Origin of the sequence: Streptomyces durocortorensis (genome assembly GCF_016901035.1) — a bacterium.
Taxonomy (GTDB): domain Bacteria; phylum Actinomycetota; class Actinomycetes; order Streptomycetales; family Streptomycetaceae; genus Streptomyces; species Streptomyces durocortorensis.
On the sequence record NZ_JAFEUF010000184.1, the window covers coordinates 1 to 14,293 of the forward strand.

The 14,293-nt window shown below is 71.5% G+C and carries 13 protein-coding genes and 1 riboswitch; of the genes, 4 read left to right on the forward strand and 9 right to left on the reverse strand.

The window, feature by feature from the left end; translation table 11 throughout:
* Positions 1-82: 82 nt before the first annotated feature.
* The 7 genes from hisG to ribD form a co-directional block, all read right to left on the reverse strand.
* A complete protein-coding gene (gene hisG, locus JS521_RS26550) occupies positions 83-931 on the reverse strand; it encodes an ATP phosphoribosyltransferase (protein WP_205085500.1) in 849 nt (282 codons plus the stop codon).
* Positions 932-1,010: 79 nt separating this feature from the next.
* On the reverse strand, positions 1,011-1,283 hold the full coding sequence (locus tag JS521_RS26555) for a phosphoribosyl-ATP diphosphatase (protein ID WP_015607321.1): 273 nt from the start codon (positions 1,281-1,283) through the stop codon (positions 1,011-1,013).
* A gap of 35 nt (positions 1,284-1,318) precedes the next feature.
* Positions 1,319-1,804 carry a 6,7-dimethyl-8-ribityllumazine synthase gene (gene ribH, locus JS521_RS26560; protein WP_003970409.1) on the reverse strand — a complete coding sequence of 162 codons (486 nt, stop codon included), beginning with the start codon at positions 1,802-1,804 and terminating at the stop codon, positions 1,319-1,321.
* Between the two features lie 41 nt (positions 1,805-1,845).
* The gene (locus tag JS521_RS26565) at positions 1,846-3,144 is read right to left on the reverse strand and encodes a bifunctional 3,4-dihydroxy-2-butanone-4-phosphate synthase/GTP cyclohydrolase II (protein WP_205085501.1); all 1,299 of its coding nucleotides are present in this window, start codon (positions 3,142-3,144) and stop codon (positions 1,846-1,848) included.
* The gene (locus JS521_RS26570) at positions 3,141-3,785 is read right to left on the reverse strand and encodes a nicotinamide mononucleotide transporter family protein (RefSeq protein ID WP_205085502.1); all 645 of its coding nucleotides are present in this window, start codon (positions 3,783-3,785) and stop codon (positions 3,141-3,143) included. Before JS521_RS26570 ends, JS521_RS26565 begins: the two co-directional genes overlap by 4 nt.
* The gene (locus JS521_RS26575) at positions 3,782-4,390 is read right to left on the reverse strand and encodes a riboflavin synthase (protein WP_030722462.1); all 609 of its coding nucleotides are present in this window, start codon (positions 4,388-4,390) and stop codon (positions 3,782-3,784) included. Before JS521_RS26575 ends, JS521_RS26570 begins: the two co-directional genes overlap by 4 nt.
* A complete protein-coding gene (gene ribD, locus JS521_RS26580) occupies positions 4,391-5,491 on the reverse strand; it encodes a bifunctional diaminohydroxyphosphoribosylaminopyrimidine deaminase/5-amino-6-(5-phosphoribosylamino)uracil reductase RibD (RefSeq protein WP_205085503.1) in 1,101 nt (366 codons plus the stop codon).
* Positions 5,492-5,664: 173 nt separating this feature from the next.
* Positions 5,665-5,795: riboswitch (FMN riboswitch) on the reverse strand.
* 321 nt (positions 5,796-6,116) lie between these two features.
* On the opposite strand from ribD, the gene JS521_RS26585 reads away from it, so the two are divergent.
* Entirely contained in the window at positions 6,117-8,483 is a 2,367-nt protein-coding gene (locus JS521_RS26585) for a chitinase C-terminal domain-containing protein (RefSeq protein ID WP_205085504.1), read from the forward strand.
* Between the two features lie 225 nt (positions 8,484-8,708).
* On the forward strand, positions 8,709-9,455 hold the full coding sequence (locus JS521_RS26590; protein WP_205085505.1) for an SDR family oxidoreductase: 747 nt from the start codon (positions 8,709-8,711) through the stop codon (positions 9,453-9,455).
* Positions 9,456-9,471: 16 nt separating this feature from the next.
* Here JS521_RS26590 and JS521_RS26595 read toward each other — a convergent pair whose 3' ends face one another.
* Positions 9,472-10,662, reverse strand: a complete 1,191-nt coding sequence (locus tag JS521_RS26595; RefSeq protein ID WP_205085506.1) for an ROK family transcriptional regulator — start codon at positions 10,660-10,662, stop codon at positions 9,472-9,474.
* 175 nt (positions 10,663-10,837) lie between these two features.
* Here JS521_RS26595 and JS521_RS26600 point away from each other — a divergent pair, with 175 nt between their 5' ends.
* Both JS521_RS26600 and JS521_RS26605 read left to right on the forward strand, forming a co-directional pair.
* Positions 10,838-12,067: an MFS transporter gene (locus tag JS521_RS26600; protein ID WP_205085507.1), complete on the forward strand. Its 1,230-nt coding sequence runs from the start codon at positions 10,838-10,840 to the stop codon at positions 12,065-12,067.
* A 194-nt stretch (positions 12,068-12,261) separates the two neighbouring features.
* Complete coding sequence (locus JS521_RS26605) at positions 12,262-13,662, forward strand: uracil-xanthine permease family protein (protein WP_205085508.1); 1,401 nt, start codon at positions 12,262-12,264, stop codon at positions 13,660-13,662.
* A 23-nt stretch (positions 13,663-13,685) separates the two neighbouring features.
* Here JS521_RS26605 and JS521_RS26610 read toward each other — a convergent pair.
* Positions 13,686-14,293: glycoside hydrolase family 6 protein (locus JS521_RS26610; RefSeq protein ID WP_205085509.1), on the reverse strand; the 608-nt coding region annotated here is incomplete at its 5' end.

The window sequence follows — 14,293 nt, forward strand, 5'->3', positions numbered from 1 at the left end:
GTGGGGGAGTGGGTGAACCTTGCGGAGGACTCCGACGTGTCGCGTCCGGGCCCGGGCCGGGGGTGCGGGGTGGCCGGGGCCGTCAGAGGCGGCAGGCGTGGATGGCCGTGGTGAGGATGGCGCGGGCGCCGAGCTCGTACAGGTCGTCCATGATCCGCTGGGCCTCCTTGGCGGCGACCATGGAGCGGACGGCGACCCAGCCCTCGTGGTGCAGCGGGGAGATGGTCGGCGACTCCAGGCCCGGGGTGAGGGCGACGGCGCGCTCCAGGTGCTCGACGCGGCAGTCGTAGTCCATCATCACGTAGGACCGGGCGACCAGGACGCCCTGGAGGCGGCGGAGGAACTGCTGCACCTTGGGGTCGTCGGCGGGGGCGCCGGTGCGGCGGATCACCACGGCTTCCGACTTCATGATCGGCTCGCCGATGATCTCCAGGCCCGCGTTGCGCATGCTGGTGCCGGTCTCGACGACGTCGGCGATGATCTGGGCGACGCCGAGCTCGATGGCGGTCTCGACGGCGCCGTCGAGGTGCACGACGGAGGCGTCGACGCCCTGGTCGGCCAGGTGTTTCGCCACGATGCCCTCGTAGGACGTGGCGATCGTCATGCCGGTGAAGTCCTTCGGGCCGGTGGCCGTGCCGGGCTTCGTGGCGTAGCGGAAGGTGGAACGCGCGAAGCCGAGCTGGAGGATCTCCTCGGCGTCCGCCCCGGAGTCCAGCAGCAGGTCGCGTCCGGTGATGCCGATGTCGAGCTTGCCGGAGCTGACGTAGATCGCGATGTCGCGCGGCCGCAGGTAGAAGAACTCGACCTCGTTCGTCGGGTCGACGAGGACCAGTTCCTTCGACTCCTTGCGCTGCCGGTAGCCCGCCTCATGGAGCATCGCCATCGCAGGCCCGGAGATTGCACCCTTGTTGGGGACGGCGATGCGCAGCATGAGGTCAGGTTTCCTTTGTGCGAAGGGGTTGCGGGACGGGCTGGCAGGTGTCTGCTCGGAGATGCCGGCAGGTGTCTGCTCAGAGATGGGCGTAGACGTCGTCGAGCGAGATCCCGCGGGCGACCATCATCACCTGGACGTGGTACAGCAGCTGGGAGATCTCCTCGGCGGCGGCTTCCTTGCCCTCGTACTCGGCGGCCATCCAGACCTCGGCGGCCTCCTCGACGACCTTCTTGCCGATGGCATGGACACCCTTGCCGACCAGTTCGGCGGTGCGGGAGGTCGCGGGGTCGCCCTCGGCGGCCTTGAGCTGGAGCTCGGTGAAGAGCTCTTCGAAGGTTTTGTTCGCCATGATGCTCCTCAGAATACGGGGTCGCCGAAGGGCACTCAGCGCCAGGGTTCGCTGACGGTCCGCAGCGTGGCCGCGGTGGCGACGGCCGCGGTGACCGCTTCGTGCCCCTTGTCCTCGTTGGAGCCTTCGAGGCCGGCCCGGTCGAGCGCCTGCTCCTCGGTGTCACAGGTCAGTACGCCGAAGCCGACGGGAACACCGGTGTCGACGGTGACCTGGGTGAGGCCGAGGGTGACGCCCTGGGAGACGTACTCGAAGTGGGGGGTGCCGCCCCTGATGACCACGCCGAGGGCGACGATCGCGTCGTAGCCGCGTCCGGCGAGCACCTTGGCGACGACGGGCAGCTCGAAGGAGCCCGGGACGCGGAGGAGGGTCGGCTCGTCGATGCCCAGCTCGTGCAGGGCGCGCAGCGCGCCGTCGACGAGTCCGTCCATGACCTTCTCGTGCCACTGGGCCGCGATCACGGCCACGCGCAGGTCGCCGCAGTTGCGTACGGACAGTTCGGGTGCACCCTTGCCGCTCATGTCTCTCCTGTTGCTGGCTGTTGCTGGTTAAGAGGTGTTCGTTACTGGTTGGCGCAGGTCGACGCCGGGGTTCCGTCGAGCCACGGCAGGTCGTGGCCCATCCGGTCGCGCTTGGTGCGCAGGTAGCGCAGATTGTGCTCGCCGGCCTGGACGGGCATGGGTTCCCGGCCGGTGACGGCGAGTCCGTGGCGGACGACGGCCGCGGTCTTGTCGGGGTTGTTGGTCATCAGCCGCAGGCTGGTGACGCCGAGTTCCTTGAGGATCTGGGCGCCGGCGGCGTAGTCGCGGGCGTCGGCGGGCAGGCCCAGCTCCAGGTTGGCGTCGAGGGTGTCGACCCCGCGCTCCTGGAGTTCGTACGCGCGCAGCTTGGAGAGCAGGCCGATGCCGCGCCCCTCGTGCCCGCGGAGGTAGACGACGACGCCCCGGCCCGCTTCGGTGATGCGCCGCATGGAGGCGTGCAGCTGGGGGCCGCAGTCGCAGCGCTGGGACTGGAAGATGTCGCCGGTCAGGCACTCGGAGTGGATCCGGACGAGGACGTCCTCGCCGTCACCGATGTCGCCGTGGACCAGGGCGACGTGCTCGACGCCGTCGACGGTGGAGCGGTAGCCGTACGCGGTGAAGTCGCCGAACGCGGTGGGCAGCCGGGTCTCGGCCTCGCGGCGGACGGTCGGCTCGTTGCTGCGGCGGTAGGCGATCAGGTCCTCGATGGAGATGATCGTCAGACCGTGCTTGCGGGCGAAGGGGACCAGCTCGGGCAGCCGGAGCATCACGCCGTCCTCGCCGGCGATCTCGACGATGGCGCCGGCGGGGCGGAGCCCGGCGAGCCGGGCCAGGTCGACGGCGGCCTCGGTGTGGCCGTTGCGGACGAGTACGCCGCCGGAGCGGGCGCGCAGCGGGAAGATGTGGCCGGGCCGGACGAAGTCGCCGGGTCCGGCGACGCCGCCCGCGAGCATCCGCAGGGTGGTGGCGCGGTCGGCGGCGGAGATGCCGGTGGTCACGCCGTGGGCGGCGGAGGCGTCGACGGAGACCGTGAAGGCCGTCTGCATCGACTCGGTGTTGTCCTCGACCATCTGCGGCAGTTCGAGGCGTTCCAGCTCGTCGCTCTCCATGGGGGCGCAGATCAGGCCGCGGCACTCGCTCATCATGAAGGCGACGATCTCGGGGGTCGCCTTCTCGGCGGCGATGACGAGGTCGCCCTCGTTCTCGCGGTCCTCGTCGTCCACGACGACGACGGGCCGGCCGGCGGCGATGTCACGGACGGCCTGCTCGACCGGGTCCAGGGAGAGGTCCTGGGCGAGCGGGTCGTGGCCGGGGTGCAGCCAGGTGGGCTGGGCAGTCATGCCGTGGCTCCTTCCAGAGCGGGTGTCCGCGTACGCAGCCACCAGTCGCGCATCCCCCACAGGACGAGGGCGCCGTAGATGACGTAGACGAAGCCGGAGAAGGCGAATCCGTTGGCGAAGTTCAGGGGTACGCCGACCAGGTCGACGAGCAGCCAGGCGAACCAGAACTCGACCATGCCGCGGGCCTGGGCGTACATCGCGACGACGGTGCCGACGAAGATGTACGCGTCCGGCCAGGGATCCCAGGACAGCGACGGGAACGCGGTGAAGAGGCCGCCGACGGCGAGGGTGCCGAGAGCGGCGGCGCCGATCAGCACGCCGCGCTCGCGCCAGGTGGCGAAGCGGACGGCGATGGAGCCGTCCTGGGCCTGCTGCCTGCCGCGGTTCCAGGACCACCAGCCCCACAGGGCGACGACGATGACGACCAGTTGCTTGCCCGCGCTGCCGGAGAGGTGCGCGGAGGCGAACGCGACGAGCAGGATCACACCGGAGAGGAGCTGGGCGGGCCAGGTCCAGATGGACCGCCGCCAGCCGAGGGCCAGGGCGATCAGGCCGATGATGTTGCCGATCATGTCCGACCACTTGATGTGCTGGCCGAACACGGTGAAGGCCTCGGAGTTGAGCCAGGAGGCGGCGTTCATCGCGGGTCCTGTCCGGCCCGGTCGCCGAGCATCCGCTCGACGTACTTGGCGATGACGTCCACTTCCAGGTTGACCGGGTCGCCGGGCTGCTTGTGGCCGAGCGTGGTCAGGGCGAGGGTGGTGGGGATGAGGCTGATGGTGAAGAAGTCGGCCGCCGCCTCGACGACGGTGAGGCTGACGCCGTCGACGGTGATGGAGCCCTTCTCCACGACGTACCGGGTCAGCTCGGGGGGCAGGGAGACCTTGACGATCTCCCAGTGCTCGGAGGGGGTGCGCTCGAGGATGGTGCCGGTGCCGTCCACATGGCCCTGGACGAGGTGTCCGCCGAGCCGGCCGCCGAGCGCCATCGGACGCTCCAGGTTGACCCGGGAGCCGGGGGCGAGGGCGCCGAGGCTGGAGCGCTTCAGCGTCTCGGCCATCACGTCGGCGGTGAACTCTCCGTCGCCGGTGTCCACGACGGTGAGGCAGACGCCGTTGACCGCGATGGAGTCGCCGTGCTTCGCGCCCTCGGTGACGAGGGGGCCGCGCAGCCGGAAGCGGGAGGCGTCGGCCAGCTGCTCGACGGCGGTGACCTCACCCAGTTCTTCGACAATTCCGGTGAACACTCAGTTTCCCTTCCGAGCAGGGGCGGGGACAGCGGTGACGCGCAGATCGGGGCCGATCGGCGCGGTCTCGGTCACATCGAGGCGCAACGCCTCGGAGATGGTGGAGATTCCGGCGTCCGCGAGGGCGGCGGGGCCGGCTCCGAGCAGGACCGGGGCGAGATAGCCGACGACCTTGTCGACCTTCCCGGCGGCGACGAACGCGCCCGCGAGGGTGGGCCCGCCTTCGAGGAGTACGGAGCGGACGCCGCGGGTGTGCAGGGCTTCGAGGAGGGCGTCGAGGTCGAGTCCAGGGCCGGTGGCGGCGCGGGGCAGCCGCAGGACGGCGGCCTCGGGGAGGTGACCGGCCTGGGCGTCGTCGGCGACGGCGATCAGGGTGGGCGCGGTGGCGTCCAGGACCCGGGCGCCGGGCTTCACGGCGGTGGCGTTCGTGTCGACGACGACCCGCAGTGGCTGGGTGGCGCCGTCGACGCCGCGTACGCCCAGCTGGGGGTCGTCGGTGCGGGCGGTACCGGAGCCGACGAGCACCGCGTCGGCCTCGGCGCGCAGCCGGTGGACGTCGGCGCGGGCCTCGGGCGAGGTGATCCAGCGGCTGGTGGCATCGGCGGCGGCGATGCGGCCGTCGAGGGTGGCGGCGTACTTCCACAGGACGTACGGCCGTCCGAGGCGCACCGAGGCCAGCCAGGCGGCGTTGCCCGCCTCGGCCTCGTCCGCGAGGAGGCCCTGCTCCACCTGGACCCCGGCCGCGCGCAGGGTCTCGCCGCCGCCGGTGGCCTGCGGGTTCGGGTCGCCGACCGCGTACACGACACGGCTGATCCCGGCGGCCAGGAGGGCCTGGGCGCAGGGGCCGGTGCGGCCGGTGTGGTTGCAGGGTTCGAGGGTGACGTAGGCGGTGCCGCCACGGGCCCGGTCGCCGGCCGCGCGCAGGGCGTGGACCTCGGCGTGCGGCCCTCCGGCGCGCTGATGGAAGCCTTCACCGGCCACGGCTCCGGCGGCGTCGGTGATCACGCATCCGACGACCGGATTGGGGCTGGTGGAGCCGAGACCGCGCGCGGCGAGCGTGATCGCTCGGCGCATGGCGGTGATGTCGGCTGCGGTGTCCACCGGGTCCTCCTGCCTCTTCGGGCACGGACTCCGGGGCCTGTCGATGACGACAGATGAAGCGGATCACCTGCGGAAACGCCGGGAACCCGAGAACGGGAAACGCCAGGAACGCACGGCGTCCGGGAGCTTCCCGGCCATGCGTCCGCCGACGGCGGCGTACCGATGACAACCCGCCGCGCACTGCCTCCCATCCGGACTTTAACCGTCGGTCCAGGAATTTCACCTGGTCAACCGGCCGCTGGCTGCGGACGGGTCGCGGACTGTAACCGCCGGTTCGGAATTGCACCGACCCCGGAGTGCGCTGCTACTGGTACGGAACCAGTCTGCCACGGACGCCTCTCGGCCATGCGGGTGAGCACTGTGGGCTGGGTCACAGGATTCGCGGATCGCGTCACGCCGCGTCACGGAAGGCGTGGCGCATTCCCGTCGGGACGAACGCGACAACGTAGTCATTCACGAAGTTGAGCCTTAAAGGTCCATACCTATTGACGCACTGGTCTAGTCCTCTTAATCTCTGCGTCACCTCCGAGGTTCGGTCCCACGGTGGGCGCACACCGGGACCCCGACAGACCCACCCCCTTTTCGCCAGTTGTGTTCTGCCGACCTCCCCAGGAGGAACGACCACATGCTGTCCCCCACCCGAGCGAGAGCCACGCTCCTCGCCGCCGGTGCCGCCGTCGCCGGGCTGCTGCTGAGTTCGCTCGCCGCAGGCCCCTCGGCCGCCGCCGACCAGAACTCCTGTCGCCCCGACGGGCTTTACCAGACCCCCGGCGTCAACGTCCCGTACTGCTCCGTCTACGACGCCGACGGACGCGAGAAGATGGGCGCCGACCACAAACGGCGCGTCATCGGCTACTTCACCAACTGGCGTACCGGCAAGGACGGCAAGGACGCCTACCTGGTCCCGGACATCCCGTGGGACAAGGTCACGCACCTCAACTACGCCTTCGCGCACGTCGACGGCTCCAACAAGCTCTCGGTCGGCCCGGACAGCGCCGACAACGCCTCCACCGGGATGACCTGGCCGGGTGTCGCAGGCGCGGAGATGGACCCGACGCTTCCCTACAAGGGGCACTTCAACCTGCTGACGAAGTACAAGAAGCAGCACCCGAACGTGAAGACCCTGGTCTCCGTGGGCGGTTGGGCCGAGACGGGCGGCTACTTCGGCCCCGACGGCAAGCGCGTCGACTCGGGCGGCTTCTACTCGATGGCCACCAACGCCGATGGCTCGGTCAACCAGGCGGGCATCAACACCTTCGCCGACTCGGCCGTCGACTTCATCAAGAAGTACGGCTTCAACGGCGTCGACATCGACTACGAGTACGCCACCACGATGAAGGACGCGGGCAACCCGCTGGACCACACGCTGGCCAACGGCCGCCGCGCGGGCCTGGTCAAGGGTTACGACGCCCTGATGAAGACGTTGCGCGAGAAGCTCGACCGCGCGGGCGAGGCAGACGGCAAGCACTACCTGCTGACCGTCGCCGCCCCCTCCTCCGGCTACCTGCTGCGGGGCATGGAGACGTACCAGATGCAGAAGTACCTGGACTACGTCAACATCATGTCCTACGACCTGCACGGCGCCTGGAACGAGTACGTCGGGCCCAACGCCTCGCTGTTCGACGACGGCAAGGACAACGAGCTCGCACAGGCGGGTGTCTACACCACCTCGCAGTACGGCGGCCTCGGCTACCTCAACACCGACTGGGCCTACCACTACTTCCGCGGCTCGATGCCGGCCGGCCGCATCAACATCGGCCTGCCGTACTACACCCGCGGCTTCAAGAACGTGCAGGGCGGCACCGACGGCCTGTGGGGCAAGGCGGCCACGACCGACTGCCCGGCCGGCGCGGGGCTGACCAAGTGCGGTGACGGCGCGGTCGGCATCGATAACCTGTGGCACGACAAGGACACCAACGGCAAGGAATCGCCCGCCGGTTCCAACCCGATGTGGCACGCGAAGAACCTGGAGAAGGGCATCGTCGGGGACTACGTCACCGACTACGGCTTCCCCGCGAACACCAAGCTGACCGGCACGTACGCCCGTAAGTACGACTCCACGCTGGTCGCGCCGTGGCTGTGGAACGCCGAGAAGAAGGTGTTCCTCTCCACCGAGGACGAGCAGTCGGTGAAGGCCAAGGCCGACTACGTCGTGGACAAGGGCATCGGCGGCACGATGATCTGGGAGCTGGCGGGCGACTACCAGTGGAACGCGGCGAAGGGCCAGTACGAGACGGGCTCCACACTGACGACCGCGATGTACGACGCGTTCAAGTCGGCCACCCCGTACGGCGCGAAGCGCGCCACGACCGCCCTGCCGACCGAGGCGCTGAACGTCGACGTCTCCTTCGGGCAGTTCCCGCTGGGCGACTCCAACTACCCGATCAGCCCCAAGCTGAAGATCACCAACCGGACCCAGGCCACGCTGCCCGGCGGTACGGAGTTCCAGTTCGACTACTCCACCTCCGCCCCGGCCAACGCCAAGGACCAGTCCGGCTTCGGCACGACGATCATCCGCAGCGACCACACGGCGGCCAACAACATCGGCGGCCTGAAGGGCGACTACAACCGCGTCTCGCTGAAGCTCCCGGCCTGGCAGAGCCTGGCCCCCGGCGCCTCGGTGGAGCTGGACTTCGTCTACTACCTGCCCACCTCCACCCCGTCGAACTGGACCGTGACCTTCGGCGGCAAGTCCTACGCCCTCGCCGGTGACCTGGCGCGCGGCACCACGGTGGTCGAGCCCGGCACGGGAACCAACCCCACGCCGACCCCGACTCCGACTCCGGACCCGACCGGTCCGACGCCGACCCCGACTCCGACGCAGCCGGGCGGCAGTTGCTCGGCCCCGGCGTGGAACGCGGCCACCGAGTACGGCGGCGGCTCGACCGTCAGCCAGGACGGCCGTCAGTGGAAGGCGTCCTGGTGGACGAAGGGCGAGAAGCCCGGCACCACCGGTGAGTGGGGCGTCTGGAAGGACCTCGGCGCCTGCTGATCCCTCCCCCGTATCGTCCGGCCCGGCGTCAGCGGCTCTTCCCGCTCACGCCGGGCCGTGGGCGGTTCTCGCCTGGTGGCCGCCGGGCCATGAGCGGTTGCCGCTTGGTCGCCGCCGGGCCGTGGGCGGATCTCGCCCGTCGCCGCCGGGATATGAGCGGTTTCCCCCGGTCGCCGCCGCGACGTGAGCGGCTCTCGCCGCGCCGCGCTCTGGCAGGCTGGCCCCATGACGACGATTCTGGTCACCGGCGCCACCGGAACCCTCGGCCGGCAGGTCGCGGAGCGGCTGCGCACCGAAGGGGCCGACGTCCGCGGTCTCAGCCGCCGCTCCCCTTCGTACGCCGTCGATCTGCGCGACGGCAAGGGCCTCGACGCCGCGGTCGAGGGGGCGGACGTGATCGTCCACTGCGCCAGCACCCCGCGCGGCGGCGACGACCGGGCGGCGGGGTTCCTCATCAACGCGGCGAGGCGCGCCGGGACACCGCATCTCGTCTACATCTCGATCGTGGGCGTGGACCGGCTGCCGCTGGGCTACTACACGGTCAAACACCGGGTCGAGCGGATGATCGAGGACTCCGGGCTCGGTGCGACGATCCTGCGGACCACGCAGTTCCACGACCTGGCCCTGCGCATCCTGTCCGGCGCGGCCAGGCTGCCCGTGATGCCGGTGCCCGCCAAGATTTCACTCCAGCCCGTCGACAGCGGCGAGGTCGCCGCCCGGCTCGCCGCCCTGGCGCTCGGCGGACCGGCGGGCCGGGTGCCCGACCTGGGCGGCCCCGAGGTCCGTCCGCTGACCGACCTGGCCGGGGCGTACCTGCGGGCCACCGGGCGCAGGCGGCGGGTGGTGCCGGTCCGGCTGGCGGGCAAGGCGTACGCGGGCTACCGGCGCGGCGACCATCTGGCACCCGAACACGCCGAGGGGGCCGTGACGTTCGAGGAGTTCCTCGACCGCCGCCACCGGCACCTGGGGTGAGCGGAGCTCCTGGGCGTCAGCCTTCCGGAGCGAACAAGGCGTCCTGCGCCGCGTCCCGGGCGCTGATCAGCGCACCGCGCAGCACGGCCCCGTCGCCCAGCGAACCGGCGCGGACCTCGGTGCGCAGAGGCGACATCGCGGCCAGCCGTTCCTCGACCCGGGCGGCGAGCGCGACCCCGCCCGCATGGCCGACCGCACCGGCCAGCAGTACGCATCCGGGGTCGAGCACCGAGACGACGGCGGCGGAGCCGAGGGCGAGGCGGTCGGCCACCTCCTTCAGGAAGGGCTCCCCCGCCTCCCCCGCCTCCAGGGCGGCCCGCACCGCGTCCACGGCGGCCGCCTCCTCCTGGCCCTCGGCCACCGCCGCGCGGTCCACGAGTCCGTGCGCGGCGGCGAGTTCGCACAGCGCGCCGGAGCCGGCCAGGGAGTGGAATCCGCCCTCGCAGTTGACCGCCGACGGCAGCCCGCTCACCCCGGGGACCGGGAGGAAGCCGATCTCGCCCGCACCGCCGGACGCCCCCTGACGCAGCTTGCCGTCCAGCATCACCGCGGCCCCGATCCCCTGGCCCAGCCAGAGCAGGACGAAGGTCTCCCGGTCGCGGGCGGCGCCCTCCCGGTGTTCCGCGACGGCCGCGAGGTTGGTCTCGTTCTCCACCAGGACGGTGGCGGGAAGCCGCCGCTGGAGCTCCCGCACCAGGCCCCGGTGCCAGGCGGGCAGGCCGGAGCTGTCGCGCAGTTCGCCGGTGGCGGGGTCGATCAGCCCGGGCGCACCGATCCCGACGCTGTGCAGGGGAACGGGCCCGGCCGCGCGGGCGGTGCGCTCCAGCAGGGCGGCGGCCAGCTCGACGGCGGGTTCGGTGCCGGTGTCGCTGCCGATCGGCAGCGAGTCCTCGGCGAGCGTGGCCCCCAGCAGGTCTGCGACGACCACGCTGACGCTGCCGAGGCGCACGTCGAGTGCGGCGAGATGGGCCCGGTCGGCGACGATCCCGTACAACTTGGCGTTGGGGCCGCGACGGACGGCCCCGGACTCGCCGACGACCCGGATCAAGCCGGCGCTCCGGAGCCGTTCCACGAGGTCGGCGACGGTGGGCCGGGAGAGTCCGGTCAGCGTCTTGAGCTGGGTGGCCGTCAGCGGGCCGTCCTGCTGGAGCAGCCGCAGGGCGAGCCGGTCGTTGATGGCCCGAGCCGTGCTCGGAGATGCGGGCATACCGGGATCCTTCCAGATGGCCGCCCCGCCGATTTCCGGGCCGAAGAGAAACGACTATTTATCAGGCAGGGTTCCTGATAGTTTACGCCACGCATCGTCGCCCGGAAGCGGCGGAGGCGGTGGGAGCGCCGGTCCGGCCGGCATCCGAGGATTCCCAGGGGAGGGGCTCGACGGCATGACGAACGACTCGACCGTCACGGTCTACAGCACACAGCAGGTGAAGCGGGCGCGGATCGCCGTCGCCGCGGTCTTCACCGTCCACGGGGCGGTGACCGGCAGCTTCGCGACCCGGGTGCCGTGGATCCAGGACCACGCGGGGGTGAGCGCGGGCCAGCTCGGCCTGGCGCTGGCCTTCCCGGCGATCGGTGCGTCGATCGCGATGCCGCTGGCGGGCCGGATCAGCCATCGTTTCGGGGCCCGTACGGCGCTGCGGGGGCTGCTGGCGCTGTGGACCCTGGCGCTGATCCTGCCCGCGCTGGCGCCGAACCTCCTCACCCTGTGCGCCGCGCTGTTCGTCTACGGGGCGACGGCGGGGATGTCCGACGTGGCCATGAACGCGCTGGGCGTCGAGGTGGAGAACCGTCTCGACAAGTCGATCATGTCGGGACTGCACGGCATGTGGAGCGTGGGCGCGTTGATCGGTTCGGCGGCGGGCACGGTCGCGGCCCACACCGCGACCGACGCCCGGACGCACCACCTCGTCGCGGCCCTGGTGCTCACGGCGCTGGGCCTGATCGCCTGCCGGGACGTCCTCGACATCCAGAGCCACCCGGACGAGGAGCCGCCGCCGCGGTTCACCCTGCCGCCGAAGTCGGCCCTGATCATCGGGGCGATCGGGTTCTGCGCGGTGTTCGCCGAGGGGGCCAGCCTGGACTGGTCGGCGGTCTACCTGCGGGACGTCCTGGACAGCTCGGACGGTCTCGCGGCCGCGTCCACCACGGCGTTCGCCCTGATGATGGCGGTGGCCCGGATCGCCGGGGACCGGATCGTCGACCGGTTCGGCGCGGTCCGCACGGTGCGGACCGGCGGAGTGATGGCCACCGCGGGCGGGCTGCTGGTCGTGTTCGCGCCCTCCCCCGCGGCCGCGATGTGCGGCTTCGGGCTGCTGGGCCTCGGCGTGGCGGTCGTGGTCCCGCTGGCGTTCGCCGCGGCGGGGCGCAGCGGGCCGAACCCGAGCCAGGCCATCGCGGGCGTCGCCACCATCACGTACACCTCGGGTCTGATCGCCCCCTCCGCGATCGGCTCGCTGGCCGAGGCGACCTCGCTGGTGGTGTCGTTCGGCGTGGTGACGGTGCTGGCCTTCGGCCTGGTGCTGGGCGCCGGGGTGCTGCGGTCGGCCGACCGCAAGGTCACCGGCTCGGCGGTCGGCGAGGGTACGACGACGAAGAGCGCCGCCGGAGGCTGACGCGGCGGCGCGGTGGGGTGACCGATCGCGCACGAGCCTGGTACGGCGGCGCGCGCGGTGGATGACCTCCTCGCGGCCTCCACCTGGCGCACCACTACCATGGCGCTGATCTTTCCGCAGGTGAACACCGAACCCCGGGTCGCGCGACGTCGCAGACCGGCCGGCACACCGAGCAGACCTTCAGGGAGCAACCAATGAGCCTCGGCGTGCGCTGGACCTTGCACGGCGACGGGAAGACCCCCGCGCCCGGGGCGGTCGTCCGCCCCGACGAACGGCTCTCCTGGCCCCGTACGTTCGGACTCGGCGCCCAGCACGTGGTGGCGATGTTCGGAGCATCGTTCGTGGCCCCGGTCCTGATGGGACTCGACCCGAACCTCGCGATCATGATGTCCGGGGTCGCGACCGCGATCTTCCTGCTGGCGACCAAGGGCCGGGTGCCCAGCTATCTGGGCTGCTCGCTCTCGTTCGTCGGCGTCGCGGCCACGATCCGGGCGAGCGGCGGGGATGTCGCCACCATCACGGGTGCGGTGTTCGCGGTCGCGGTGGCCCTGTTCCTGGTGGGTCTCGCCGTGCAGCGGTTCGGCGCGCGGATCATCCACGCGGCGATGCCGCCGGTGGTGACGGGCGCGGTGGTGATGCTGATCGGCTTCAACCTGGCGCCGGTGACCGCCTCCACGTACTGGCCGCAGGACCAGTGGACGGCGCTGACGGTGATGCTGTTCACCGGCCTCGCCGTGGTGTGCCTGCGCGGCTTCCTCTCCCGGATCGCGATCTTCCTGGGGCTGGTCTTCGGGTACCTGCTGTCCTGGGTGCTGGACCTGGTCTTCGGGAAGATCCACTCCCCGGCGGGCGGGCCGGAGGCCGTCGACCACTGGCGCCTGGACCTCTCCGCCGTCGGCAAGGCCGACTGGATCGGGCTGCCGACCTTCCACGCGCCGGCCTTCGAGTGGTCGGCGATCCTGGTGGCGCTGCCCGTGGTGATCGCGCTGGTCGCGGAGAACGCCGGGCACGTGAAGGCCGTGGGCGAGATGACCGGCGACTCGCTGGACGACAAGCTCGGTACCGCCATCGCGGCGGACGGCGCCGCGTCGATGCTTTCCACCGCCGTGGGCGGGCCGCCCAACACCACGTACTCCGAGAACATCGGTGTGATGGCCGCGACCCGCGTCTACTCCACGGCCGCCTACTGGGCCGCCGCCTGCTTCGCGCTGCTCTTCGGCCTGTGCCCCAAGTTCGGCGCGGTCGTCGCGGCGATCCCGGGCGGGGTGCTCGGCGGGATCACGGTGATCCTGTACGGGATGATCGGCCTGCTGGGCGCGCAGATCTGGCTCAACGGCCGGGTGGACCTGCGTAATCCGCTGAACCTCGTCCCGGCCGCGGCGGGCATCATCATCGGCGTCGGCGGGGTCAGCCTGAAGATCACCGACAGCTTCGAGCTGGGCGGTATCGCGCTCGGCACGATCGTCGTGATCACCGGCTACCACGTGCTGCGGGCCTTCGCCCCGGCCCACCTCAAGACCCAGGAACCGCTGCTGGATTCGGGGACCTCGGCGTACGACGAGAAGCCGGGGACCGAGGGGCCCGACAAAACCTGAGCCGTACGGCGACGGCCCGCGGCTCACCCCGTGGCCAGGGCGTAGGCGTACTCCGGAGTGAAGGAGCCCGCCGCGCCCGAGCAGCCGTCCGACTCCCCCGGCAGCTTGACCCACAGGTACGCGTCGATCCGGGCTTCCCCGGTCCGGGTCGTCGGGGTCTGCCCCAAGGCGCGCCCCGCCGGGTCGCACCACTCACCGGCGGCGGGCGCGCCGTTGCCGTTGCGGCTGGTGTCGACGACCGCGCCGAGGGTGGCCGGGCCGCCGAGTGCGGCGAGGACCCGGCGGGCGTAGGCGGTCTCGTCGGCGGTGCGGTGGAAGTTGGCCACATTGGTGAAGATGCCGTCGCCGTCGGCGGCCGCTCCGGCGGCCCTGAGCGCGGCGGCCTGTTTCGCGGGAGCGTGCCAGCCCGAGTGGCCGCCGTCGAAGTAGACCCGGACTTGGGGGTTCGCGGTACGCAGGGTGCGTCCGGCACGGGCCAGCGAGGCGAAGCGGGCGGCCCGGCCGGAGGCGCTGAGGCAGTCGGAGAGGGCGATGGCGTCCGGCTCCAGGATCACGATCGCCGCCCCCGCGCCGAGCCCTTGGGCGAACTCCCGTATCCACGCGTCGTACGCGGCGAGGTCCGGCGCCCCGC